This is a genomic window from Pseudomonas sp. PDM18, from assembly GCF_014852585.1.
GTDB lineage: Bacteria > Pseudomonadota > Gammaproteobacteria > Pseudomonadales > Pseudomonadaceae > Pseudomonas.
On the sequence record NZ_JACVBX010000014.1, the window covers coordinates 55,574 to 81,837 of the forward strand.

Here is a 26,264-nt window from a genome sequence, read left to right on the forward strand (position 1 = left end):
GGGTTCTGCGGGTGAGTGCGGCTGGCCCTCACCCCGGCCCTCTCCCGGTGGGAGAGCGCAAAAGCGACTTACTCGCCCCAGACTTCGCCGAGGACGCGCACCCAGTTCTCGCCCATGACCTTGCGCACCACGCGCTCGGGCATGCCACGTTTGAGCAGGGTCTCGGTGAGGTTGGGGAATTCGCCCACAGTGCGGATGCCCAGCGGGTTGACGATCTTCCCGAAGTTGGTGAGGCGGCGGGCGTAACCCTTGTCGTGGGTCAGCCACTCGAAGAAGTCCTGGCCGTGGCCCTGGGTGAAGTCGGTGCCGATGCCGATGGCGTCCTCGCCGACGATGTTCATCACGTACTCGATGGCTTGGGCGTAGTCGTCGATGGTCGAGTCGATGCCCTTGGCGAGGAATGGCGCGAACATGGTCACGCCAACGAAGCCGCCGTGGTCGGCGATGAACTTCAGCTCGGCGTCGGACTTGTTGCGCGGGTGTTCTTTAAGGCCCGACGGCAGGCAGTGGGAATAGGTGACGGGCTTCTTCGATTCGAGGATGACTTCCTCGGAGGTCTTGGAGCCAACGTGGGACAGGTCGCACATGATGCCGACGCGGTTCATCTCCGCGACGATCTCGCGGCCGAAGCCGGAGAGGCCGCCGTCGCGCTCGTAGCAGCCGGTGCCGACCAGGTTCTGGGTGTTGTAGCACATCTGCACGATGCCCACGCCCAGCTGCTTGAATACCTCGACGTAGCCCAGTTGGTCCTCAAACGCGTGGGCGTTCTGGAAGCCGAAGAGGATGCCGGTCTTGCCCTGCTCCTTGGCCTTGCGGATGTCAGCGGTGGTGCGCACCTGCAGCACCAGGTCGCTGTTGTCGCGGATCAGCTTGCTGCTGGAGACGATGTTGTTCACCGTCGCCTGGAATCCTTCCCACACCGACACGGTACAGTTGGCGGCGGTCAGGCCGCCCTTGCGCATGTCCTCGAACAGCTCGCGGTTCCACTTGGCGATGATCAGGCCATCGATGACGATGCTGTCGGCGTGAAGTTCGGCTGGGCTCATCTTGGCGTCTCTCTATTCAGGCAAGGCTGGTGCGGCGGGACTTGTGCCGACGCTTTGCAGGCAGGATATCCCTGCACCCCGAGAAGACCCGGTTCGAAAGCGACCAGGGTCGAACCGAAAGCGTCAAGGCGACGACATGGGCGACAGCGTTTGCGTCGCGATGGGGAAGGCGGGGGGATGGTGGCCGCGAATTAGGGGTGCGCAGGCGATGAAGGAGCGAGCTTGCTCGCGAACGCTCTTCATTGCAGGCACGGCGCAAGAGGGTGATTCGGCGGCGGCACGGAGCCCGCCGGGGAGAGGTTCGCGAGCAAGCTCGCTCCTACAAGGGGCAAGTCACGCGACAGGCGTCAACGCTTGCGCCAGCAGGCAAAGAGGTTCCACGCCACCAAACCGGTGACGAAAGCGGAGCTGCTGTAGAAGAGCAGGGCGTCCACGTGGCTTCCTCCTTAACGACAACGCCCCCGAAAGACGGGGGCGCTGGCTGGCTGGGGCTTACTTCTCGGCGACCAGGCGGGCGTGAGCGGACTGCTCGCCCAGGTTGTTCAGCAGGCGCTCGCTGTACCAGTCGAGGAAATTGATCACGCCGAACTCGTAGGTCTTGGAGTAGGGCCCCGGCTGGTAGGCGGTGGAGTTGATGCCGCGCTGGTTCTCTTCGGCCAGGCGACGGTCCTGGTCATTGGTGGCGTCCCAGACTTCGCGCAGGCGAGCGACGTCGTAGTCGACGCCTTCCACCGCATCCTTGTGCACCAGCCACTTGGTGGTGACCATGGTTTCCTGCGCGCTGATCGGCCACACGGTGAAGACGATCATGTGGTCGCCCATGCAGTGGTTCCACGAGTGCGGCAGATGCAGGATGCGCATCGAGCCCAGGTCCGGATTCTGGATGCGGCCCATGAGCTTCTTGCTGCCCTGCTTGCCGTCCATGGTCATGGACACGGTGCCCTGCAGCAGCGGCATGCGCACGATGCGGTTGCGCAGGCCGAAGCTTTCGTGGGCATAGGGAATCTTCTCGGCTTCCCAGGCCGTGGTGCAGGCGGCGACCTGGTCCTTGAACGCCTGGCTGGCGCGCGGGTCGGTGACGTCGTCCCACTCCAGCAGGGTGTTCAGCAGCTCAGGGTGCGAACCGTTGCAGTGGTAACACTCACGGTTGTTCTCCAGCACCAGCTTCCAGTTGGCCTTTTCCATCAGCGTGGTCTGCACCGCGACCTTGGTGTTCTCCATGTCATACGGCTCCATGTAGTGCTCAAGCGTACGCAGGAAGTCATCGATGGCCGGCGGGTTCTCCGACAGCGAGATGAAGATGTAGCCGCCGGCGGTCTTCACGTTCACCGGCTTGAGGCTGTAGTCCTTCATGTCGAAGTCAGCGCCCATCTCGGTGCCGGCGAACAGCAGGCGGCCGTCCAGCTCGTAGGTCCACTGGTGGTAGGGGCAGACCAGCTTGGCGACTTTGCCCTTGTCGCTGACGCACAGGCGCGAGCCGCGGTGGCGGCAGACGTTGTGGAAGGCGTGGATCTTGCCCTCGGCGCCGCGCAGGACGATCACCGGGTTGTCGCCGATCTGCAGGGTGAGGAAGTTGCCCTTGGCGGGGATCTCGCAGGTCATGCCGGCGATCAGCCACTCCTTGTGGAAGATCTCCTGCATGTCCAGCTGGAACAGGCGCTCGTCGTTGTAGAAGGGCTGCGGCAGCGAGAAGCTGTGGTCGCGGCTGCGCAGCATCTCGGCGGTGGCCTTGCGGGCCGGTTCCAGCGGGTCGCCCAGACTCAGGGTAGTGGTGACGTCCATTGCTAGTCCTCATGCCGCAGCCCGGTCGGGCTGCAGGCGGAAATAAGTGGCTGATACGGTTTGCCACGCAGGGCATGTGCGGCGGGTGCCAGGCGCGCCGAGTGCGCCGTTTCCCGCCGTCTCGCTCAACCTTGGGGGTTGCTCGGCATGGAGCTGAGTGTGGGGCCGCAACCCCGAATTACCCTTATCCATGGGCGACACGGCCAGATCATTTCCCGACGCGCAAGGGCACGTGCCAGGCGGCAGGTCGCGATAAGCATGCAAATGTCGCTGGCAGGTAAATGCAGCGGCCATCCTCGTGCACACAATCCGCTCCATCAGGCATGCCGACAGGCCCCGTGCTTTCTACGCTCAGACAACGTAGGCAAGCGGGCCCCGGCGCTGCCCCATCAGGCCCAGCACGGCCCGCGTGCGCGGAGAGACAGCATGTCGACGAACAACTTCCTCAATCCGGTGAACACCCAGACCTGGGCCAACGGGCGCCACCTGGTGCGCTGCGTGAAGGCCATCCAGGAAACCTGGGATGTGCGCACCTTCTGCTTCATGGCCGACGCGCCGATCATGTTCTTCTTCAAACCGGGGCAGTTCGTCACCTTGGAGCTGGAGATCGACGGCCAGCCGATCATGCGCTCCTACACCATCTCCAGCTCGCCCTCGGTGCCCTACAGCTTCTCCATCACCATCAAGCGCGTGCCCGGCGGCAAGGTCTCGAACTGGCTGCATGACAACCTCAAGGAAGGCGACCAGATCCCGGTGCACGGGCCGGTGGGCAACTTCAACGCCATCGACTTCCCGGCCGAGAAGGTGCTGTTCCTCTCCGGCGGCGTCGGCATCACCCCGGTGATGTCCATGTCGCGCTGGTTCTTCGACACCAACGGCAACGTCGACATGGTCTTCGTACACAGCGCGCGCACGCCCAAGGACATCATCTACCACCGCGAGCTGGAGCACATGAACTCGCGGATCAACAACTTCAAGCTGTACCTGGTCTGCGAGAAGTACGAGATGGGCGAGTCCTGGGCCGGCTACCGGGGCTTCCTGAACAAGGCGATGCTGCAGCTGATGGCGCCGGACTTCCTCGAGCGCGAAGTCTTCTGCTGCGGCCCGACGCCTTACATGCACGCGGTCAAGCGCCTGCTCGAAGCCGAGGGCTACGACATGTCGCGCTACCATGAGGAGGCCTTCGGCCCGACCCCGCCGGAAGTCCGCGCCGAGGTGAAGGAACTGGCCGCCGAAGCCGCCGAGGCGCCAGCCGTGCCCCTGGCCGAGCAGAACCTGGTGGAATTCTGCGAAACCGGCAAGAGCATCCGCGTGGCGCCGGGCGAGACCGTCCACGCCGCCGCCGCGCAACTCGGCCTGCACATTCCCAAGGCCTGCGGCATGGGCATCTGCGGCACCTGCAAGGTGATGAAGCGCTCCGGCGAGGTGGAGATGGAACATAACGGCGGAATCACCGACGAAGACGTCGCCGAGGGCTACATCCTGTCTTGCTGCAGCGTGCCCAAGGGCGACGTGGTGATCGAATACTGATCACAGCCTGCCCCCACCTGCCACACATGTTACCCACTGAGTTATCCACAGGCTGGAGGTATCCCGAGGCAAGCTCGGAGACACCTCTGGCCGACTCGTCTGGCCGCTTCGATCCCACCCGCAACCCGCATGCCACGTGGCTTCCGCCTTTCCAGCAGACACGCCGGACAGGCGCGCGCCAAGGCCCAACCACAGGCCTTTTCGGGCAGCGGCTGCGACGAATATCCACATTCGCTCAGTCTTCTTCCGGGACCGCCTTGTAGCCACTCGACAGGCGTTGCTGCACGTCTTGTGGGACGGCGCTGTAATGGCTGGAGGAAAGGCTGTAGAGGCCCTGGCCGGCGGTGATGGATTTCAGCCGGTTGGCGTAGCCATCCAGCTCCGCCAGCGGCACCTGCCCGCGCACCAGTGCGACGCTGGCCGAGAGGGATTCGGTGCCCAGCACCTGGCCACGCCGGCCGGTGAGGTCGGCGGTGATATCGCCCAGATGGGAATCCGGCGTCGTCACCTCGATCTGCATCACCGGCTCCAGCACGATGCCGCCGGCATTGCGCAGCGCATCGAGCATAGCCTTGCGCCCGGCGGCCTGGAAGGCGATGTCCTTGGAGTCCACCGAGTGGCTCTTGCCGTCGAAGACCGTGACCTTCACGTCCTCCACCGGGAAGCCAGCCAGCGGCCCGGCCGCCAGCGCCGAGCGCACGCCTTTCTCCACCGAGGGGATGAAGTTGCCGGGAATCACCCCGCCCTTGATCGCGTCGACGAAGGCGAAGCCCTCGCCGCGCGGCAGCGGCTCGATGCGCAGGAATACCTCGCCGAACTGCCCCGCGCCGCCAGTCTGCTTCTTATGCCGGCTGTGACCTTCGGCGCTGCGGGTCGCCGTTTCGCGGTAAGGCACGCTGGGCGCGCGGGTCTGCACTTCCAGCTTGTACTGCCCGGCCATGCGTTCGAGCAGATAACGCAAGTGCATCTCGCCCATACCGCGCAGCACGGTTTCCTGGGTGGAGGCGTTGTAGTCCAGGCGCACGCAGGGGTCTTCGGCCTGCAGGCGCTGGAGGATTTCCGCCAGGCGCTGCTCATCGCCGCGCCGGCTCGCCTCGATGGCCAGGCCCTGCATGGGCGTGGGGAAATCCAGCGGCTTGAGGTGGATGTGGTCTTCGTCGTGGGAGTCGTGCAGCACCACGCCGTACTCCAGTTCATCGACCTTGCTCAGCGCCCCGAAGTCACCGGGGATCAGCCATGGCGCCTCCTCGTGCTTCTTTCCCTGCAGGCGCAACAGATGGCCGACCTTGAACGGCTTGCGCCCGTCGCCGGCGAACAGCTGCATCTCCCGGCGAATCGTGCCCTGGTGCACGCGGAACACTGCGAGGCGGCCGACAAAGGGGTCGATCACCACCTTGAACACGTGGGCCAGCACATGGGCGGCCGGGTCGGGGCTGGATTTCACCGGGTGCTCGGCGCCCTTGTCGTCGGTGCGCAGGAACAGCGGCGGGTTGCCCTCGGTGGGGTTCGGCGCGAGGCGCGCGAGGATGTTCGCCAGCTCCGGCACGCCGGCGCCGGTACGTGCGGAAACGAAACACAGCGGAATCAGGTGGCCTTCGCGCAGGGCACGCTCGAAGGGTTCGTGCAGCGCCTCGGGCGCCACCTCGCCTTCCTCCAGGTAATGCGCCATCAACGCCTCGTCCACTTCCACCACCTGGTCCACCAGCGCCTGGTGCGCCTCGGCCACCGAGGAGAAGTCCGCCTCGCCGTCGGGATTGAAGAAACAATCCACAACGCGGGCGCCGCCCTCGGCAGGCAAGTTGATGGGCAGTACCTCCTTGCCGAACGACTCGCGCAAACCCGCCAGCAGGCCCGGCAGGTCGATGCGCTCGGCATCGATCTTGTTTACCACCAGCATCCGGCACAACCCGCGCTCGCCGGCCCAGTCCATCATGTGGCGGGTGCTCAGCTCGATGCCGCTTTGCGCATTGACCACCACCAGCGCGGTTTCCACCGCCGCCAGTGCCGGCAGTGCGTGGCCGATGAAATCGGGATAGCCGGGGGTGTCGATCAGCCGGACCTGCGCGCCCTCATGCTCGAAGTGCGCCAGGGCGGCGGCGAGGGAGTGATGGTATTCGCGCTCCAGCGGATCGGAGTCGCACAGGGTGTCGCCGCGCTCCAGCGAGCCCATGCTGGGAATGGCGCCGCTGTGCTGCAGCAACGCTTCGGCAAGCAGGGTCTTGCCGCTGTCGCCATGGCCGACCAGGGCCACGGTGCGGATCTGTTCCACCGAGTAACTGGACATGCTGAATCTCCCGCCCCCAGGGTGAGTGAAGTATAGGCAGCAGGCCCTGCGCCCCTGGACAAATATTGAGCAGCCCGACGCGAGCCAGCCACGGCGGGGCTCGCAGCGATTCATCCACAACCCGCCCACAAGTTCCTGGCAGAACGCTGCACAGCCAATGTGGAAAACCCAGCGGAAAATATGCTGTAAGCCAGTAACGGCGGGACTTTCGTCGATTGATCAAAAAACGTACCAAGCCAACGAAGGCGCGCCCCGCGTGGCCTGCAGCGATCTGGGTACAGGTTGTCAACACCTTCTGCGAGGTTCGCCCCACAGGCATTGTGGAAAGTTTCGCGCAGCCTGCGCCACTGGGGAAAAGTCGCTCTGGATCAGTCTCTTACATCCTTCGCTGGTCAATCTTTGAGCAACATTCCGGAAGCCGCGCAGGGCATGGCGCCGGCGAAGTTTTCCACAGGCGGCGCACAAGTGGGTCAACACAAACCGGGGATAGCGGTGGAAGGATCGTGCACAGGAAACTCGCTGCAATCGATACACAGGCTCGCAAGTGATTGAAAAAGCGCGACTGATCAGAAAACAGCCAGCTTCAGGGAAGCCCCGCCCCATCGGTTCCGCAGCCACCTCCAAACAGTTTTTCCACAGGTTGGACAAGCATGCCTCCACAGCGGCTGTGGAGATCTCCACATCTCCCTCATCCACCTCTGAAAGCCAGGAATGACGGGGCTTATTTGAAATCCTGAGGCGATTTTCGGCTGTTCATGAAAGTGCCACGCCGCCGTCATCTTCCACCCCTTTATCCACAGCTTTATCACAAGGTTGCCCCCGGATTCTCGGCAAATGCTGAAACACAGCCGACGCGGCGTTCAGAGGGGGGCGGAGCTATGCTGGATTTCCCCCAGCAGAGGAGCCAACCCATGATCCTGACCACCACGCCCACCATCGAGGGCAAGACCATCCAGGAATACCGCGGCATCGTGGTTGGCGAGGCGATCCTCGGCGCCAACGTGTTCCGCGACCTGTTCGCCGGCCTGCGCGACATCATCGGCGGCCGCTCCGGGGCATACGAGAAGGAACTGGGCAGGGCGCGGGAGATCGCCTTCGAGGAGCTGCAGGAGCGCGCGCAGGAGCTGGGCGCCAATGCCGTAGTCGGCATCGACCTGGATTACGAGGTCGTGGGGCAGAACGGCAGCATGCTGATGGTCAGCGTGAGCGGGACGGCAGTGCGTATCTGACGTCGGGGGTAGCTGTAGGAGCGCACCATGCGCGCGATCGCGGGCATGGCGCGCTCCTACAGGCATTGGTCAAATCTTGAGCAGGATAATGCAGGCCATGCCAACAGTGGCCTGCAGGCATTCATCCACAGGTTGGCGACAGCTTGCGCGAGCAACCGTCCCCAGCGCCTGGGGACAACTCAGGCTCAGGCGCCCATGACTTTGCGGATGTCCGCCGCCAGTTCCTCGACGCGGGCGGTCTCGGTATCCCACGAGCACATGAAGCGGGCGCCGCCGGCGCCGATGAAGGTATAGAAGCGCCAGCCCAGCTGACGCAGGGCTTCCAGAGCGGGTTCGGACATCTGCAGGAATACGCCGTTGGCTTCCACCGGGAACATCAGCTGCACGCCCGGTACATCGGCGACGCGCTCGGCCAGCAGTTGTGCACAGCGGTTGGCGTGGCTGGCGTAATGCATCCAGGCGTCGTCCTGCAGCACCCCGACCCAAGGCGCGGCGAGGAAGCGCATCTTCGAGGCCAGTTGGCCGGCCTGCTTGCAGCGGTAGTCGAAGCCTTCGGCCAGTTCGCGATTGAAGAACAGGATGGCCTCGCCCACCGCCATGCCGTTCTTGGTCCCGCCGAAGCAGAGCACTTCGACGCCGGCCTTCCAGGTCAGCTCGGCCGGGGTCGCGCCGAGGAAGGCGCAGGCATTGGAGAAGCGCGCACCGTCCATGTGCAGGTGCAGGCCCAGTTCGCGGCAGGTGGCACTGAGCGCCTGCAGCTCGTCCGGGCGGTAGACGGTGCCGACCTCGGTGGCCTGGGTGATGGTGACCACGCGCGCCTTCGGGTAGTGGATGTCCTGCCGCTTCAGGGCGATCTCGCGGATCGCCTCCGGAGTCAGCTTGCCCTGGGCGTCAGTGCGCGCCAGCAGCAGCTTGGAGCCGTTGGAGAAGAACTCCGGCGCGCCGCACTCGTCAGTCTCGACGTGGGCGGTCTCGGCGCAGATCACGCTGTGGTAGCTCTGGCACAGCGCCGCCAGGGCCAGGGAGTTGGCCGCGGTGCCGTTGAAGGCGAAGAAGACTTCGCAGTCGGTCTCGAACAGCTCGCGGAAGTAGTCGGACGCGCGGGCGGTCCACTGGTCGTCGCCGTAGGCGCGTTCGTGGCCGCGGTTGGCTTCGGCCATGGCCGCCCAGGCTTCGGGGCAGATGCCGGAATAGTTGTCGCTGGCGAACTGTTGGGTGTTGTCGGTCATGGTGCGGCCTCGGAAAACGTTGTACGTCAGGCAGCAGCGTAGCAACGGATAGTCGCTTGCCGCCGGAGGGCGCAGGCCTCCCGCTGACGGGAGGCCGCGGGAGGGATCAGGGCAGCTTGGTCAGCGCCATCTGCTCGGAGATCGGCACGAACAGCTCGCGCAGGGACTGGGCAGTGCCGCCGTTGGGCTTGTCCGGGGAGACCATGTTGAGCACGTAGCGCCCCTTGATCAGGCCGGTCAGGCTGGACTCGCCGGCCTTGTCGTCCGGGCCCGGCACGCTGATCGCCAGCGGGTCGCCCATGCGGGTGCTGTCGATCACCGGCAGGTACTGCTCGCCGCCGAACTGCGCGGCGGTGCCGTTCTGCAGCGCGGCTTGGCGGGCCTGGTTGAGCAGCGAGACGTTCTTCGCGGTGGTGTCGCGCAGCTTGGCCTGGGCGGCGAGGTACTGCTTGGCAACCTCGCCCTGCTGGTCGGCGCCGGGCGCCGGCAGGCCGGTATCGGTCAGGGTCACGACCAGATGCTGGCTGCCATCGGCCTTGCCATAGACGATGGTGGCGTCGTCGTAGCCGCACTCGCGGGACAGGTAGGGATAGCCGTAGATGGCCTTGGTCGGCGGCAGCGCCTTCTCCAGCACATGACCGGTGCAGCTGTCGCCGGCCGGGGTGGCCGTGGCGGCGCTGCTGGCGGCTTCGGGCGCTTCGGCCTTGGCGGGTTTGCTGTCGTCACCACAGCCCTGCAGCGTCGCGGTGAGCAGCAGGGCGGAAAGCAGAGTCAGGGAGCGGTTCATGGCGTCCTCGCATTTCGAAGAGGCGCAGTTTAGTCCCTTGGCCGGATGGTTCCTATCGGTAGCTTCATTGCGAAGGTTTGCAGACCCAGCGCCCCTGCCTATCGTCGTAGCCGGCATCGATCACCGCCACTCCGGCGCCGCGCGCTTCCAGGCAGAAGGTCTTCATGAAGGTCGCCCGCTGGCCGTCCCCGGCACTGTCGTGCCCGCCGAGGGTGACGTTGTACAGACCAGGCTGCAGAGGCCGCGCGGGGGTTTTCTCGCGGAAACCGGGAATCGCCTGGCCGTAGGCGAAGCAGGTGTCGCTGCGTAGCGACACGCCCTGGGTGGGTTCGATGCTGGCCGACGCCCAGAACGGCTCGTAGGGCTCGCGCGCGACTTCGATGGAGTGCACCGCCACCTGCCGCGCATCCACCTGCAGCGTGCGGTTGAAGAACAGGCCGGGCGACTTGAATGCCGCGCCGCCGAAGCACAGCGTCCGGCCCTGCACCCAGACCCGCGCGTCGCCGTCGAACAGGCGCGACATGCCCCAGGCCGACAAAGCCGGCGCCAGCAGCGCAAGGCACAGCGAACCACATAAGAAGAAGCGCTTCATCGGGCAGGGCTCCGCGGGCCGCGCCGTCCTGGCGCGGGCATGTCGCATTCTGACCAGCCGTCGCGTGCAATTCCACGCACGCGGTCGCTTTTGCGCCGTTCACGGCATGTCGCAAACGCACCTACCCGCGACGTGCGCAGGCATCTGGGCTGACGGGGCCAGTCATACCATCGCTTCCAAGGGGGCCAGCTCGCGCCCCGCACCAGCCATGGCGCCCCACCGCGCCGCAGGGAGACCAGCGATGTTCAGCAAGCAAGACCAGATCCAGGGCTATGACGACGAACTGCTCGCGGCGATGGATGCCGAGGAAGCGCGCCAGGAGGACCACCTCGAGCTGATCGCTTCGGAGAACTACACCAGCAAGCGCGTCATGCAGGCTCAGGGCAGCGGGCTGACCAACAAGTACGCCGAAGGCTATCCGGGCAAGCGATACTACGGTGGCTGCGAGCATGTGGATAAAGTCGAGCAGCTGGCCATCGATCGCGCCAAGCAGCTGTTCGGCGCCGACTACGCCAACGTCCAGCCGCACTCAGGCTCCTCGGCCAACTCCGCGGTGTACCTGGCGCTGATCAATGCCGGCGACACCATCCTGGGCATGAGCCTGGCCCACGGCGGCCACCTGACCCACGGCGCCAAGGTGTCGTCCTCGGGCAAGCTGTACAACGCCGTGCAGTATGGCCTGAACACCGACACCGGGCTGATCGACTACGACGAGGTCGAGCGCCTGGCCGTGGAACACAAGCCGAAGATGATCGTCGCCGGCTTCTCCGCCTACTCCAAGACCCTCGACTTCCCGCGCTTCCGCGCCATCGCCGACAAGGTCGGAGCGCTGCTGTTCGTCGACATGGCCCACGTCGCCGGCCTGGTCGCCGCAGGCCTGTACCCGAACCCGCTGCCCTACGCCGACGTGGTCACCACCACCACCCACAAGACCCTGCGCGGCCCGCGCGGCGGCCTGATCCTGGCGAAATCCAACGAAGAGATCGAGAAGAAGCTCAACTCCGCCGTCTTCCCCGGCGCCCAGGGCGGCCCGCTGATGCATGTGATCGCCGCCAAGGCGGTGTGCTTCAAGGAGGCGCTGGAGCCCGGCTTCAAGGACTACCAGGCCCAGGTGCTCAGGAACGCCCAGGCCATGGCTTCGGTGTTCATCGAGCGCGGCTACGACGTGGTCTCCGGTGGCACCGACAACCACCTGATGCTGATCAGCCTGGTGAAGCAGGGCCTGACCGGCAAGGAAGCGGACGCCGCCCTGGGCCGTGTCGGCATCACGGTGAACAAGAACGCCGTGCCGAACGATCCGCAGAGCCCGTTCGTCACCTCCGGCATCCGCATCGGCACCCCGGCGGTGACTACCCGTGGCCTGAAGGAAGAACAGTGCCGCGAGCTGGCCGGCTGGATCAGCGACGTGCTGGACCACCTGGGCGACGCCGACGTGGAGGCCAAGGTGGCCACCCAGGTCGCGGGCCTGTGCGCGGACTTCCCGGTCTACCGCTGATTTTGTAGGAGCGAGCTTGCTCGCGAACCCGCCCCGCCGCGAGGCCATTCGCGAGCAAGAGCTAGGCGCCCCCCCTCGGTCCTACGAAGAGCGGCACCGCGACTAGAGATTTCAGGAGCACCCCATGCAACGCTACTCCGGCTTCGGCCTGTTCAAGCATTCCCTGAGCCACCACGAGAACTGGCAGCGCATGTGGCGCACGCCCACGCCCAAGCCGGTGTATGACGTGGTCATCGTCGGCGGCGGCGGGCACGGCCTGGCCACGGCCTACTATCTGGCCAAGGAGCACGGCATCACCAACGTCGCGGTGGTCGAGAAGGGCTGGCTAGGCGGCGGCAACACCGCGCGCAACACCACCATCGTGCGTTCCAATTACCTGTGGGACGAGTCGGCGCTGCTCTACGAACACGCCATGAAACTGTGGGAAGGCCTGTCCCAGGACCTCAACTACAACGTCATGTTCTCCCAGCGTGGGGTCTACAACCTCTGCCACACCCTGCAGGACATGCGCGACGGCGAACGCCGCGTCAGCGCCAACCGCCTCAACGGCGTGGACGGTGAACTGCTCAACGCCCAGCAGGTGGCCGAAGAGATTCCCTACCTGAACTGCACCAAAAGCGCCCGCTACCCGGTCATGGGTTCCACCGTCCAGCGTCGTGGTGGCGTGGCCCGTCACGATGCCGTGGCCTGGGGCTTCGCCCGCGCCGCCGACGCCCTGGGCGTGGACCTGATCCAGCAGACCGAAGTGATCGGCTTCCGCAAGCAGGACGGCGTGGTCATCGGCGTCGAAACCAACCGCGGCTTCATCGGCGCCAAGCGCGTCGGCGTGGTCACCGCCGGCAACTCCGGGCACATGGCCAAGCTCGCCGGCTTCCGCCTGCCGATCGAATCACACCCGCTGCAGGCGCTGGTTTCCGAGCCGCTGAAACCCATCATCGACAGCGTGATCATGTCCAACGCCGTGCATGGCTACATCAGCCAGTCGGACAAGGGCGACCTGGTCATCGGCGCCGGCATCGACGGCTACAACGGCTACGGCCAGCGCGGTTCCTACCCGGTGATCGAGCACACCCTGCAAGCCATCGTCGAGATGTTCCCAGTGCTCTCGCGCGTGCGCATGAACCGCCAGTGGGGCGGCATCGTCGACACCACCCCGGACGCCTGCCCGATCATCGGCAAGACCCCGGTGAAGAACCTGTTCTTCAACTGCGGCTGGGGCACCGGCGGCTTCAAGGCTACTCCCGGCTCGGGCAACGTTTTCGCCGCCACTCTCGCCAAGGGCGAGCCGCATCCGCTGGCCGCGCCCTTCTCCATCGAACGCTTCCACACCGGCGCGCTGATCGACGAACACGGCGCTGCTGCCGTCGCGCACTAAGAGGGCACACATCATGCTGAATATCTTCTGCCCCCATTGCGGCGAGCTGCGTTCCGAAGAGGAATTCCACGCCAAGGGCCAGGCGCACATCCCGCGCCCCCTCGACCCGTCCGCCTGCACCGACGCCGAGTGGGGCGAGTACATGTTCTTCCGCGATAACCCGCGCGGCATCCACCACGAGCTGTGGGTGCACGCCGCCGGCTGCCGCCAGTACTTCAACGTCACCCGCCACACCGTGACCTACGAAATCCTGGAAACCTACAAGATCGGCGAAAAACCGAGCATCACCGCCGAATCCGAGAAGAAATCCGCCGTCCAGCCCGCCGTGGAGAAGGCCTAATGAGCCAGATCAATCGCCTGTCCCGTGGCGGTCGCATCGACCGCAACAAGCCGCTCACCTTCAGCTTCAACGGCCAGAGCTACCAGGGTTTCGCCGGTGACACCCTGGCCGCCGCGCTGCTGGCCAACGGCGTCGATATCCTCGGCCGCAGCTTCAAGTACTCGCGCCCGCGCGGCATCGTCGCCGCCGGCGCCGAAGAGCCCAACGCCATCCTGCAGATCGGCTCGCGCGAATCCACCCAGGTGCCCAACGTGCGCGCCACCCAGCAGGCCCTGTACAGCGGCCTGGTGGCGACCGCCACCAACGGCTGGCCGAACGTGCAGAACGACCTCATGGGGATCTTCGGCAAGGTCGGCGGCAAACTGATGCCGCCCGGCTTCTACTACAAGACCTTCATGTACCCGCAGTCCATGTGGCTGACCTACGAGAAGTACATCCGCAAGGCCGCAGGCCTGGGCCGTGCGCCCACCGAAGTGGACCCGGACAGCTACGACTGGATGAACCACCACGCCGACGTGCTGATCGTCGGCGCCGGCCCCGCCGGCCTCGCGGCCGCCCTGGCCGCCTCGCGCAGCGGTGCGCGGGTGATCCTCGCCGATGAACAGGAAGAGTTCGGCGGCAGCCTGCTCGACACCCGCGAGACCCTCGACGGCAAGCCGGCCGAGGAGTGGGTGGCCAAGGCCATCGCCGAGCTGCAGGGGAACCCGGACGTGATCCTGCTGCCACGCTCCACGGTCAACGGCTACCACGACCACAACTTCCTCACCATCCACGAGCGCCGCACTGACCATATCGGCGAAACCGCCCCGCTGGGCCAGGTGCGCATGCGCGTACACCGGGTCCGCGCCAACCGCGTGGTGCTCGCCGCCGGCGCCCACGAGCGCCCGCTGGTCTACGGCAACAACGACGTGCCGGGCAACATGCTCGCCGGCGCCGTCTCCACCTATGTACGCCGCTACGGCGTGGCACCGGGCAAGAAGCTGGTGCTGTCCACCAACAACGACTACGCCTACCGCGTCGCCCTGGACTGGCAGGAAGCCGGTCTGCAGGTGGTCGCCATCGCCGACGCCCGCCCCAATCCGCGCGGCGAGTGGGTCGAGGAAGCGCGCAAGCGCGGTATGCGCGTCATCACCGGCAGCGCCGTGATCGAGGCACGCGGCAGCAAACGCGTGACCGGTGCGAAGGTCGCCTCCATCGACACCTTCCGCCACAAGGTCAATGCGCCCGGTGAGTGGCTGGACTGCGACCTCATCGCCAGCTCCGGCGGCTACAGCCCGGTGGTGCACCTGGCTTCGCACCTGGGCGGCAAGCCGGAATGGCGTGAGGACATCCTCGCCTTCGTTCCCGGCCTGGCCTTCCAGAAGCGCATCTGCGCCGGTGCGGTGAACGGCGTGTTCCGCCTCGCCGATGCCCTGGCCGACGGCTACCAGGCCGGCAGCCAGGCGGCTGTCGACGGCGGCTTCAAGTCCGTCGCCGGCGAGCTGCCGGTGGTGGCCGAGCGTGCCGAGGACGCCACCCTGGCGCTGTTCCAGGTGCCCCATGAAAAAACCACGGCGCGGGCGCCCAAGCAGTTCGTCGACACCCAGAACGACGTCACCGCCGCCGCCATCGAACTGGCCTGCCGCGAGGGCTTCGAGTCCATCGAGCACGTCAAGCGCTACACCGCGCTGGGCTTCGGCACCGACCAGGGCAAGCTGGGCAACATCAACGGCCTGGCCATCGCCGCCCGCGCCCAGGGCAAGAGCATCGCCGACACCGGCACCACCATGTTCCGCCCGAACTACACCCCGGTGACCTTCGGCGCCGTCGCCGGCCGTCACTGCGGCCACCTGTTCGAGCCGGTGCGCTTCACCGCCCTGCACGCCTGGCACGTGAAGAACGGCGCCGAGTTCGAAGACGTCGGCCAGTGGAAGCGCCCGTGGTACTTCCCCAAGCGTGGCGAAGACATGCACGCCGCCGTGGCCCGCGAGTGCCGCGCCGTGCGTGATTCGGTCGGCCTGCTGGACGCCTCGACCCTGGGCAAGATCGACATCCAGGGCCCGGACGCCCGCGAGTTTCTCAACCGCGTCTACACCAACGCCTGGACCAAGCTGGACGTGGGCAAGGCCCGCTATGGCCTGATGTGCAAGGAAGACGGCATGGTCTTCGACGATGGCGTCACCGCCTGCCTGGCCGACAACCACTTCGTCATGACCACCACCACCGGCGGCGCTGCCCGCGTCATGGAGTGGCTGGAGCTGTACCACCAGACCGAATGGCCGGAGCTGAAGGTGTACTTCACCTCGGTCACCGACCACTGGGCCACCCTCACCCTGTCCGGCCCCAACAGCCGCAAGCTGCTGGCCGAGGTCACCGACATCGACCTGGACAAGGACGCCTTCCCCTTCATGACCTGGAAGGAAGGCAAGGTCGCCGGCGTACCGGCGCGGGTGTTCCGCATCTCCTTCACCGGCGAGCTGTCGTACGAGGTGAACATCCAGGCCAACTACGCCATGGGTGTGCTGGAGGCCATCGTCGCCGCCGGCGCCAAGTACAACCTGACGCCGTACGGCACCGAGACCATGCACGTCCTGCGCGCCGAGAAGGGCTTCATTATCGTCGGCCAGGACACCGACGCCTCGGTCACCCCGGACGACCTGAACATGGGCTGGGCGGTGGGTCGCACCAAGCCGTTCTCCTGGATCGGCTGGCGCGGCATGAACCGCGCCGACTGCCAGCGCGAAGACCGCAAGCAGCTGGTTGGCCTCAAGCCCACCAACCCGATGGACCTGCTGCCCGAGGGCGCGCAACTGCTGTTCACCCCGCAGCACACGATTCCCGCGACCATGGTCGGCCACGTCACCTCCAGCTATATGAGCAGCACCCTGGGCTACAGCTTCGCCCTGGCCGTGGTGAAGGGCGGCATCAAGCGCCTGGGCGAGAAGGTCTACGCCCCGCTGCCGGATGGTCGCGTGATCGAAGCGGAAATCTGCAGCTCGGTGTTCTACGACCCGAAAGGCGAACGGCAGAACGTGGATTGATTCGGAGCCGCCGGCTGCCCTCACCCTAACCCTCTCCCAGAGGGAGAGGGGACAGTTCGGAGCCGCCGGCGAGCACGACACTCACAGCACACTCAGCTCGGTCCCCTCTCCCTCCGGGAGAGGGCTGGGGTGAGGGGAAACAGGCGATAAGCGCCCCCAAGGTGAACAGAACATGAGCAAAGCCAATCTCTACGAACAGCGCCCCGCAGACGGCATCCAGGCCGAATCGCCCCTGCACCACGCCGAGCTGGACAAGCTCGCCGCACGCAAGGTGGCCAACGCCGGCGTGACCCTGCGCGAGAAGAAATTCCTCGGCCACCTGACCCTGCGTGGCGACGCCCACGACCCGGCATTCGCCGGCGGCGTGCACAAGGCCCTGGGCCTGGAGCTGCCGGTGGCCCTGGGCCTGGTGGCCAAGGGCGAGACCTCGCTGCAGTGGCTCGGCCCGGACGAGTGGCTGCTGATTGTCCCCGGCGGCGAGGAGTTCGCCGTTGAACAGCGCCTGCGCGAGGCGCTGGGCGAAGAGCTGCACTACTCGGTGATCAACGTCAGCGGCGGGCAGACTCTGCTGGAGCTCGAAGGTGCCAAGGTCCGCGAAGTGCTGATGAAGTCCACCGGGTACGACGTGCACCCGAGCAACTTCCCGGTGGGCAAGGCGGTGGGCACCAATTTCGCCAAGTCCCAGCTGGTGATCCGCCATACCGGCGAGCACACCTGGGAGCTGGTGGTGCGCCGCAGCTTCTCCGACTACTTCTGGCTGTGGCTGCAGGACGCCTGTGCGGAGTACGGCCTGCAGGTAGCGGCGTAAGAAATGCGCTTCCCCCTCTCCCTCCGGGAGAGGGCCGGGGTGAGGGAAGCCCCACTCCAACCTCTCCAGCGAGAGGAAAACTTCGGAGCCTGACCATGAGCCGCACCCCCGAAACCTGGATCCTCACCGCCGACAGCCCGAGCCTGCTGGGCACGGTGGACGTGGTCACGCGCTACCTGTTCGAACAGAGCTGCTACGTCACCGAGCACCACTCCTTCGACGACCGCCTGGCGCAGCGCTTCTTCATCCGCATCGAATTCCGCGCCGGCGACGGCTTCGACGAAGCCGCCTTCCGCGCCGGCCTCGCCGACCGCGTCTCGCCCTTCCAGATGAATGTCGAACTGACCCCGCCGGGCTACCGCAGCAAGGTGGTGATCATGGTATCCAAGGCCGACCACTGCCTGAACGACCTGCTCTACCGCCAGCGCATCGGCCAGCTGCCGATGGACGTGGTGGCGGTGGTCTCCAACCACCCGGACCTGGAACCGCTGGCGCGCTGGCACGGCATCCCCTACCACCACTTCGCCCTCGACCCCAACGACAAGGGCGCGCAGGAGGCGAAGGTCTGGCAGGTGATCGAGGAGACCGGCGCCGAGCTGGTGATTCTCGCCCGCTACATGCAGGTGCTGTCCCCCGAGCTGTGCCGCCGTCTGGACGGCTGGGCGATCAACATCCACCACTCGCTGCTGCCCGGTTTCAAGGGCGCCAAGCCCTATCACCAAGCCTACCAGAAGGGCGTGAAGCTGGTCGGCGCCACCGCCCACTACATCAACAACGACCTCGACGAGGGCCCGATCATCGCCCAGGGCGTCGAGCCCGTGGACCACTCCCACTACCCCGAGGACCTGATCGCCAAGGGCCGCGACGTGGAGTGCCTGACCCTGGCGAAAGCCGTGGGCTACCACATCGAGAAACGCGTCTTCCTGAACGCCAACCGGACGGTGGTGCTGTAAGTGCCGCCTTCGTAGGGCGGATAACGCCGCAGGCGTTATCCGCCATGACACCCGAACGGCGGATGGATGGAGCTCATCCGCCCTACATGTCTGGAGCGGCCGGTGAAACCGGTGCCCAGCTGATGTACCGAACAACCCCCTCTCGCCTCAGGGAGAGGGTTGGGGAGAGGGTTGGGGAGAGGGTCCTGAGCCCGCTCCCAAGCACCGAGCAACACCGACAGACCGCCGGCTGCCAATTCCCGGCCCTGTCGCGCAACACACGACATCCCAGTGCAAAACCGCGAGCCGCAAGGCCCGCCTTTGTACCCACAAACACAATGAGGAATGCGTATGTCTGGCAATCGTGGTGTGGTTTATCTCGGCCCGGGCAAGGTCGAAGTTCAGAACATCCCCTATCCGAAGATGCAGGACCCGCAGGGCAAGCAGATCGACCACGGGGTGATCCTGCGCGTCGTTTCCACCAACATCTGCGGCTCCGACCAGCACATGGTCCGTGGCCGTACCACAGCGCCCGAAGGCCTGGTGCTGGGCCACGAGATCACCGGCGAAGTGGTAGAGATCGGCCGTGGCGTGGAAACCATGAAAATCGGCGACCTGGTCTCGGTGCCGTTCAACGTCGCCTGTGGCCACTGCCGCACCTGCAAGGAGCAGCACACCGGCGTCTGCCTGACGGTCAACCCGGCTCGCGCCGGCGGCGCCTACGGCTACGTCGACATGGGCGGCTGGGTCGGCGGCCAGGCCGAGTACGTGATGGTCCCGTACGCTGACTTCAACCTGCTGCGCCTGCCCAACCGCGACGCGGCGATGGAGAAGATCCGCGACCTGACCTGCCTCTCCGACATTCTCCCCACCGGCTACCACGGTGCGGTGACGGCCGGCGTCGGTCCGGGCAGCACCGTCTACATCGCCGGTGCCGGTCCGGTCGGCCTCGCCGCCGCCGCTTCGGCCCGCCTGCTGGGCGCCGCCGTGGTGATCGTCGGTGACGTCAACCCGACCCGCCTGGCGCACGCCAAGGCGCAGGGCTTCGAAATCGCCGACCTGTCCAAGGACACCCCGCTGCACGAGCAGATCGCCGATCTGCTGGGCGAGCCGGAAGTGGACTGCGCGGTCGACGCGGTCGGCTTCGAGGCCCGCGGTCACGGTCATTCGGGCTCGCAGCACGAGGCTCCGGCCACCGTGCTGAACTCGCTGATGGGGGTGGTGCGGGTGGCCGGCAAGATCGGCATTCCTGGCCTCTACGTCACCGAGGACCCGGGCGCGGTGGACGCGGCCGCCAAGCAGGGCTCGCTGAGCATCCGCTTCGGCCTGGGCTGGGCCAAGTCGCACAGCTTCCACACCGGCCAGACCCCGGTGATGAAGTACAACCGCCAACTGATGCAGGCAATCATGTGGGACCGCATCAAGATCGCCGACGTCGTCGGGGTGGAAGTCATAACCCTGGACCAAGCGCCCAAAGGCTATGGCGAGTTCGACGCCGGCGTTCCGAAGAAATTCGTCATCGACCCGCACAACCTGTTCCGCGCCGCCTGACGGCGCACCCGCCCCCGGCCGCGGCTCCACTTCCGCGGCCGTCTCTCCAGGGGAGCCGCAAGGCTCCCTTTTTTTCTGCCCGCGCGGCATGGACCTGGAGGAGCGCGCCATGCGTGCGATCACGGGCATGGCGCGCTCCCCGGTGAAGTTCTGCGCGGGGGCGGCGCTCTTCCCCGCCCTGGCTGCGCGCCCCGCTCCGAAGTGAGGGGGGAAATCCAAGGCACGAACGATCAGGGGAAGGCACTTGCTGCTATATCGAGTTTCCCGGGAACGCCATTCGAGGAATGGGTATCACAGCGGGCTCACCCTATGAAGAGCAGGACGGCAAACGTCGCGGGAAACGGATAGCGCATCCGTTGACTTCGCTCAGCACGCGCAAGCCCCGGATTTCCTAGAGTGGCGGCCTTTTTCCCACTACCCGCTGCGCCGCCATGCTCCCCACGCCGTTTTCCCCCGAACTGCTCTGCCCCGCCGGCTCGCTGAAGAGCCTGCGCCACGCCTTTGCCTATGGCGCCGATGCCGTCTACGCCGGCCAACCACGCTATAGCCTGCGGGTGCGCAACAACGAATTCGACCACGCCAACCTCGCCACCGGCATCCACGAGGCCCACGCTCAGGGCAAGCGCCTATACGTGGTGGTCAATATCGCCCCGCACAACGCCAAGCTGAAGACCTTCCTGCAGGATGTCGAGTCGGTGATCGCCCTCGGCCCGGATGCGCTGATCATGTCCGATCCCGGCCTGATCATGCTGGTTCGCCAGCATTTCCCCGAGGTTGATATCCACCTCTCGGTGCAGGCCAATGCGGTGAACTGGGCCAGCGTGGAGTTCTGGCGCCAGCAGGGGCTCAAGCGGGTGATCCTGTCCCGCGAGCTGTCGCTGGAGGAAATCGGCGAGATTCGCGAGCGCGTGCCGGACATGGAACTGGAAGTCTTCGTCCATGGCGCGCTGTGCATGGCCTACTCCGGGCGCTGCCTGCTGTCGGGCTATATCAACCGCCGCGACCCTAACCAGGGGACCTGCACCAACGCCTGTCGCTGGGAATACCAGACCCACGCCGCCCATGAAGACGAGCTGGGCCACGCGGTGCGCGACGTCCAACCGACCCTGGGCATCGGCGCGCCGACGAAGGAAATCGTCCTGCTCGAAGAAGGCAACCGCCCCGGCGAGCTGATGGAGGCCTACGAAGACGAGCACGGCACCTACATCATGAATTCCAAGGACCTGCGCGCCATCCAGCACGTACAACGTTTGACGCAGATGGGCGTGCATTCGCTGAAGATCGAGGGTCGGACCAAGTCCCACTACTATGTCGCCCGTACCGCCCAGGCCTACCGCAAGGCCATCGACGACGCCGTCGCCGGGCGCGCCTTCGACCTCGGCCTGATGGACACCCTGGAGTCCCTCGCCCACCGCGGCTACACCGAGGGCTTCCTGCGCCGCCACGTGCACGACGAATACCAGAACTACCAGTACGGCCACTCGCTGTCCGAGCGCCAGCAATTCGTTGGAGAGTTCACCGGCGAACGGCGTAACGGCCTCGCCGAGGTGCGAGTGAAGAACCGCTTCGAGATGGGCGACAGCGTTGAGCTGATGACCCCGGCGGGCAACCGCACCTTCCGCCTGGATGCGCTGGAGAGCAACCGCGGCGAGTCCATCAGCGTTGCGCCCGGCGACGGGCATGTGGTCTACCTCCCGGTGCCCGAGGAGCTGGACCTGCAATACGCGCTGCTGATGCGCAACCTGAAGGGCGGCTCGACCCGCGATGCCCGGGAACCGGCGGCAGCCGGCGGTTGCGGGAGCGATTGCGGAAAGTGCGGGTGTGGCGGGAACTGACTGACCGCAGGAGTTTCCCTGCAGGAGCGGGCCATGCCCGTGATCGCGCCCGTGGGGCGCCCGTGCAGGGGAGCCCTGCCCAATTCCGACCTGCGCTGCTAAGGGTTCTGCAGAAACACCACATACCCCTGGAACCACCGGCTTTCAGCCAGGTAATCCGGCGCCTGCCACTGCCCGTACTGCGCCAGCCCGATGCGGAAAGGCAACTGCAGTCGCGCCACGCGCGGCAAATAGGCCTGGTAGTTGGGGATGGTCTGGCGCCCCTGGTAGGTCTGCACCACCACTTCGTCCACCACGCCGGCCAGACGGTTGATGGTTTCAGGCGCAGCGTTGCTGCCCCAGTCCATGAGCCCGGTGATGCTCAGTTTGCAGTCCTTGGGGAGACGCGTGCGCAGGTCCTGCAGGAAGTCGACGTACTCGTGCAGATAGCGCGTGCGCGCATCGAAATCGATCTGCACGCCGACCACTGGATTGCCCGCAGCGCGCCAGCGGCGCAGTTGCGAGAGGAGGGTGCGATAGATGTCTTCGCTCCAGCGCAGGGTATGGGCGCGGTAGACCACCCAGACCTCGCCCTGCTTCAGGCGCGGGATGGCGATGCCCTGGGCGATCAACCGCGCGCGGCCATCGCTATGGCGCGACGCACTGACCTGCCCCTGCAGGACATAGAGAGTGCGTGCCTGGGCCAGCACGGGCTGGGGTGCAACGCCGCTCCAGAGCCAGAAGGCATCGTGGTTCGCGGCGTCCACTACGGCCGCCGGGGCGTTGCTCGCGAGCAACGCCAGCGCCAGGGCCAACACGCGCCGCACGGCGCTTACCAGTAGTACTTCAGCGATTTCGCCCAGGGCGTGGCGGAGTACTGGCCCTTGAGGGTGCGGAACCACTGCTTGCGCTGCGACGGGGCGATGTCCTGGCTTCCGCAGCCGTTGTAGCCACTGGGGGCGAAACAGTTGATGGCGCGGAACAGCGCGTAAGCGCGGTCCTCCTCCACGGCCTGCTTGTCGGCGATGACCTTGAGGTAGCCGTCCATGCGCGAGTAGGGCGTACCGGCGAACAGCGATTCGCCGCCGCCCAGCTCGCGCTCGCTGGGCTGGGTATCCAGCGGGAAGCCGTCCAGGCCGTTGCGCAGGATGAATTCCCCGAGGCAGTTCAGCGCCTTGGGCGGCTGCGGGTTCTGCAGCAGGTCACGGGCAACGTCGACGATCGCCGGGCATTCGTAGCCGCTGTCGTTCTTGCCGCCCGGCCACTGGAACAGCGACAGCGGCATGCTGCCGTAGAGGTAGCCGATGCTGGCGCCTAGCGGCTTGCCGCTGCCGTCAGTGGGCAATAGCGCGAGATCGTCGATATAGGCCTGGTACTGGCCGTGCAGCAGGTCCTTGTAGAGCAGCGCGAACAGCGCGGTATCGCGCTCCTCCACCGAGATGCTGGTGGATTTGGCTTGCTGGCGCAGCAGGTCAGGGCCGGCGACGTGGCGCAGGAGAATCTCGCGAATGATCGGCGTATGCACCGGCGAGCCTTCGGCGAAGACCTTCACCAGGCGGTCGCTGCGCTCGTAGTTGAAAGCCAGCGCCAGCTCCAGTTGATCGCGCTGCAACGGCTGCTCGGCCAGCGGCAGCAGGCGCAGCCAGAGTTTCTCCGCGGCGATCCAGTCGTTGCCGGCCTCCAGGGCAAAACCGCGCAGGGTCTGCTGGCTGAAGGCGAGGTAGTCGAGCTTGGCCGGCAGTTCCTCGGGCAGGAATTTCAGCGCTTCGGCAGGCTTTTCCTCGACGTACAGCAGGTAGGCGGCTGTCAGGTAGTCGTGCAGGCCGGGGTACTTCGCGAACAGGTCCTTCTGCGCCGCCAGGCCGGCGGCGTCGAGGGCGCGAGGCTCGTTGGGTTCGTGGTGGCGCATCTGCATCAGGTCGAGCACCGCCAGCAGGCGTGCGTCGCGCACATCGGCCGGGTGGGCGGTGACCAGCAGCTTGTTGTCGACTTCCTGCACCAGTTGGGCGAGATCGTCGGCGTCCTCGCGGGCAAACAGCTCGGAGTACTCACCGGCCAGCCGGCTCTCATCGCTCATCAGCCAGTAAACGCGGCGCGTCAGGCCCTGGGCCGAAGCACTGTACCGACCCTGTGGATAAGCCTTGAGGTAGTCGCCCAGGGCGGTTTCGGCCTGGGCGAGGATCTTCTTGTCCACCTTGCGCAGGTCCGGGTAGCCCATCTCGTCGAAGGCGTTCTGCTGCGCCTGATTGAGCAGGGCGCGGGCGACCATGTAGCGCGAGGTTTCCTTCAACCAGGGCTGGTCACTGCCCTGCAGAGCGCGGAAGGATTTCAGCGCATCGCCGAAACGACCGCTGTAGAAGTCCGCGGCGCCCTTGAGATAGCTGCGGTAGGCCTTGGCCTGCGCGTTCTGCAGGTCACCCGGCAGCAGCACACTGAGCTGGGTTTCGTCCCACTGGCAGGCGCCCAGCAGGGTCAGGCGCGCACGGGCCAGGCCCTGGCGTTCGGCGGCGGAAAGGCTGTCGACCAGCAGCAGCTGGCTGAGGAAGTCCTGGGCGGTGCCCGCGTTGTTGCTGCGGCAGCGGCTGCCTTCACCGCTGGCGAAGCTGTCGGCGGAGGACTGCACGGCATCCGCCGGCAGGCCGATGCGCGCGGCGAGGTCGGCCAGCGGTGCGGTGCTGGCAGCGCTGGAGCTGTCGGTCGAATCCCCTGGCGCGGCGCCTTCCAGCCAGCGCGCCAGCGGGAACGGCACCTGGCCGTAGCCCAGTTGCTGCTCATCGTCGGTCAGCGCGCGGTTGGGAATGCTGGCCTGGCCCGCGTCGGCCAGCAGCAGCTGCAGGTTGACCCGGCTGTCGTTGCCCGGGCTGAGGAACGGCAGGCTGTTGCACACGTCCAGAGAATCACGCTTGAGGTTCCAGCTCGGGTAGCAGGAGTCGTCGCTGCTCGCGCGCGCTTCCTGCACGCCAAGGCAGCCGGTGATCAGGGCCAGCAGGGTCAGTCCGTACAGACGCATGAATGATCCTTGTCCGTTGGAGCCCGCACGCCGGGCCGGAAATCAGAGCAGGGAGAATCTTACCTCGCCGCGTCCACTCTTGCCCGCCCGCATGGGTACAAGACTGTAAACGCGATCTACCGCACAGCAGAGCCTGCGACACGTTGTCCAGCTGATTCCTTCTTTGTTCCGGCTCAAAGAAGGAATTTGCCGACCGGGTATTTCTGTAGCCAACGACAGTTCGTCGATTACGGAGAGTTACCCATGTTTGATCAGGAAGAGATTTCGCTTTCCCGCCGCACCCTGCTGGCCGGCGCCGTGGTGCTGGGCGTTACCGGCAGCATGCTCGGCAGCGGCAAGGCCTTGGCTGACGGGGAGGCCGCGCCGAAGAACATGGGTGCGGCCGCGGACCTCTCGAAGCTGGAGCACGTCCAGATCGAGCTGGTCGCTCCGCCCTTCGTCCATGCCCATGAACAGCGCGCCAAGGGCAAGCCCAAGGTCGTGCAGTTCCGCATGGTGATCGAGGAGAAGAAGCTGGTCATCGACGACGATGGCACCGAGATCCACGCCATGACCTTCAACGGCTCGGTGCCCGGCCCGATGATGGTGGTACACCAGGACGACTACCTGGAGCTCACCCTGGTCAACCCGGCGACCAACACCCTGACCCACAACATCGACTTCCATGCCTCCACCGGCGCCCTGGGCGGCGGCGCGCTGACCCTCATCCAGCCCGGCGAGGAAGTGAAGCTGCGCTTTCGCGCGACCCGCCCCGGCGTGTTCGTCTACCACTGCGCGCCGGGCGGCGCGATGATCCCCTGGCACGTGGTCTCGGGCATGAACGGCGCGATCATGGTGCTGCCGCGCGACGGCCTGAAGGACCGCGAAGGCAAGTCCCTGAAGTACGACAAGGTGGTCTACATCGGCGAGCAGGACTACTACGTCCCGCGCGACAAGGACGGCAAGTTCAAGCGCTACGGCACGCCGATGGAAAGCTACAACGACATGCAGGAAGTCATGAAGGGACTGATCCCCAGTCACATCGTGTTCAACGGCAAGGTCGGCGCCCTCACCGGCAAGAACGCGCTCAAGGCCAACGTCGGCGAGACCGTGCTGATCGTCCACTCCCAGGCCAACCGCGATACCCGCCCGCACCTCATCGGCGGCCATGGCGACCACGTCTGGGCCACCGGCAAGTTCCACAACCCGCCGGAGGAAGACCTGGAAACCTGGTTCATCCCAGGCGGCGCGGCCGGCGCTGCGCTGTACACCTTCCTGCAGCCGGGCCTGTACACCTACCTCAACCACAACCTCATCGAGGCTGTGCTGCTGGGCGCCGCGGCGCACATCCAGGTCGAAGGCCAATGGAACAACGACCTGATGAGCCAGATCCAGCCGCCAACTGCGATCAAGTAAGCCCCGAGGCCGGCCCCTCCCGGGCCGGCCCTTATCCAGTAAACG

The 26,264-nt window shown here is 66.0% G+C and carries 19 protein-coding genes; 11 read left to right on the top strand and 8 right to left on the bottom strand.

All coding sequences use genetic code 11. The annotated features are described in order from the left end of the window. Window positions 1–68: 68 nt before the first annotated feature. Together IB274_RS24485 and gbcA are read right to left on the bottom strand one after the other, a co-directional pair. On the bottom strand, window positions 69–1,046 hold the full coding sequence (locus IB274_RS24485) for a dipeptidase (protein WP_192435446.1): 978 nt from the start codon (window positions 1,044–1,046) through the stop codon (window positions 69–71). A 492-nt stretch (window positions 1,047–1,538) separates the two neighbouring features. After that, on the bottom strand, window positions 1,539–2,828 hold the full coding sequence (gene gbcA / locus IB274_RS24490) for a glycine-betaine demethylase subunit GbcA (RefSeq protein ID WP_192435447.1): 1,290 nt from the start codon (window positions 2,826–2,828) through the stop codon (window positions 1,539–1,541). A 426-nt stretch (window positions 2,829–3,254) separates the two neighbouring features. On the opposite strand from gbcA, the gene gbcB reads away from it, so the two are divergent. Further along, entirely contained in the window at window positions 3,255–4,358 is a 1,104-nt protein-coding gene (gene gbcB, locus IB274_RS24495; RefSeq protein ID WP_192435448.1) for a glycine-betaine demethylase subunit GbcB, read from the top strand. 235 nt (window positions 4,359–4,593) lie between these two features. Here gbcB and fusA read toward each other — a convergent pair whose 3' ends face one another. Then, a complete protein-coding gene (gene fusA, locus IB274_RS24500; protein WP_192435449.1) occupies window positions 4,594–6,642 on the bottom strand; it encodes an elongation factor G in 2,049 nt (682 codons plus the stop codon). Between the two features lie 911 nt (window positions 6,643–7,553). On the opposite strand from fusA, the gene IB274_RS24505 reads away from it, so the two are divergent. Then, window positions 7,554–7,871, top strand: coding sequence for a heavy metal-binding domain-containing protein (locus tag IB274_RS24505; protein WP_017521552.1), 318 nt, complete (start codon window positions 7,554–7,556; stop codon window positions 7,869–7,871). 185 nt (window positions 7,872–8,056) lie between these two features. On the opposite strand, the gene IB274_RS24510 is transcribed toward IB274_RS24505, so the two are convergent. The 3 genes from IB274_RS24510 to IB274_RS24520 all read right to left on the bottom strand — a co-directional run bounded on the left by IB274_RS24510 (window position 8,057) and on the right by IB274_RS24520 (window position 10,479). Next, entirely contained in the window at window positions 8,057–9,100 is a 1,044-nt protein-coding gene (locus tag IB274_RS24510) for a low specificity L-threonine aldolase (RefSeq protein WP_192435450.1), read from the bottom strand. 106 nt (window positions 9,101–9,206) lie between these two features. Further along, entirely contained in the window at window positions 9,207–9,887 is a 681-nt protein-coding gene (locus tag IB274_RS24515; RefSeq protein WP_192435451.1) for a hypothetical protein, read from the bottom strand. A 64-nt stretch (window positions 9,888–9,951) separates the two neighbouring features. Further along, window positions 9,952–10,479, bottom strand: a complete 528-nt coding sequence (locus tag IB274_RS24520; protein WP_192435452.1) for a hypothetical protein — start codon at window positions 10,477–10,479, stop codon at window positions 9,952–9,954. Window positions 10,480–10,720: 241 nt separating this feature from the next. On the opposite strand from IB274_RS24520, the gene glyA reads away from it, so the two are divergent. The 8 genes from glyA to yegQ all read left to right on the top strand — a co-directional run bounded on the left by glyA (window position 10,721) and on the right by yegQ (window position 21,835). Then, window positions 10,721–11,974 carry a serine hydroxymethyltransferase gene (gene glyA / locus IB274_RS24525; protein WP_192435453.1) on the top strand — a complete coding sequence of 418 codons (1,254 nt, stop codon included), beginning with the start codon at window positions 10,721–10,723 and terminating at the stop codon, window positions 11,972–11,974. Window positions 11,975–12,098: 124 nt separating this feature from the next. Beyond that, on the top strand, window positions 12,099–13,349 hold the full coding sequence (locus IB274_RS24530) for a sarcosine oxidase subunit beta (protein ID WP_017521546.1): 1,251 nt from the start codon (window positions 12,099–12,101) through the stop codon (window positions 13,347–13,349). 13 nt (window positions 13,350–13,362) lie between these two features. Beyond that, window positions 13,363–13,689 (top strand): sarcosine oxidase subunit delta, encoded by a 327-nt coding sequence (locus IB274_RS24535; RefSeq protein ID WP_138213629.1) that lies wholly within the window; start codon window positions 13,363–13,365, stop codon window positions 13,687–13,689. Continuing rightward, the gene (locus IB274_RS24540; RefSeq protein ID WP_192435454.1) at window positions 13,689–16,709 is read left to right on the top strand and encodes a sarcosine oxidase subunit alpha; all 3,021 of its coding nucleotides are present in this window, start codon (window positions 13,689–13,691) and stop codon (window positions 16,707–16,709) included. The genes IB274_RS24535 and IB274_RS24540 overlap by 1 nt, the downstream gene beginning before the upstream one ends. Window positions 16,710–16,881: 172 nt before the next feature. Further along, entirely contained in the window at window positions 16,882–17,517 is a 636-nt protein-coding gene (locus tag IB274_RS24545; protein WP_192435455.1) for a sarcosine oxidase subunit gamma, read from the top strand. Between the two features lie 95 nt (window positions 17,518–17,612). Continuing rightward, window positions 17,613–18,470, top strand: a complete 858-nt coding sequence (locus tag IB274_RS24550; protein ID WP_081519116.1) for a formyltetrahydrofolate deformylase — start codon at window positions 17,613–17,615, stop codon at window positions 18,468–18,470. Between the two features lie 330 nt (window positions 18,471–18,800). Further along, complete coding sequence (fdhA, locus tag IB274_RS24555; protein WP_192435456.1) at window positions 18,801–20,000, top strand: formaldehyde dehydrogenase, glutathione-independent; 1,200 nt, start codon at window positions 18,801–18,803, stop codon at window positions 19,998–20,000. Between the two features lie 431 nt (window positions 20,001–20,431). After that, window positions 20,432–21,835, top strand: coding sequence for a tRNA 5-hydroxyuridine modification protein YegQ (yegQ, locus tag IB274_RS24560; protein ID WP_192435457.1), 1,404 nt, complete (start codon window positions 20,432–20,434; stop codon window positions 21,833–21,835). Window positions 21,836–21,933: 98 nt separating this feature from the next. On the opposite strand, the gene IB274_RS24565 is transcribed toward yegQ, so the two are convergent. Both IB274_RS24565 and IB274_RS24570 read right to left on the bottom strand, forming a co-directional pair. Then, a complete protein-coding gene (locus IB274_RS24565) occupies window positions 21,934–22,641 on the bottom strand; it encodes a DUF3142 domain-containing protein (protein WP_192435458.1) in 708 nt (235 codons plus the stop codon). Window positions 22,642–22,646: 5 nt separating this feature from the next. Next, on the bottom strand, window positions 22,647–24,824 hold the full coding sequence (locus IB274_RS24570) for an outer membrane assembly lipoprotein YfiO (protein ID WP_192435459.1): 2,178 nt from the start codon (window positions 24,822–24,824) through the stop codon (window positions 22,647–22,649). A gap of 303 nt (window positions 24,825–25,127) precedes the next feature. Between IB274_RS24570 and nirK the strand changes: the two genes are divergently transcribed. Then, on the top strand, window positions 25,128–26,219 hold the full coding sequence (nirK, locus tag IB274_RS24575; protein ID WP_412548448.1) for a copper-containing nitrite reductase: 1,092 nt from the start codon (window positions 25,128–25,130) through the stop codon (window positions 26,217–26,219). Window positions 26,220–26,264 lie beyond the last annotated feature (45 nt).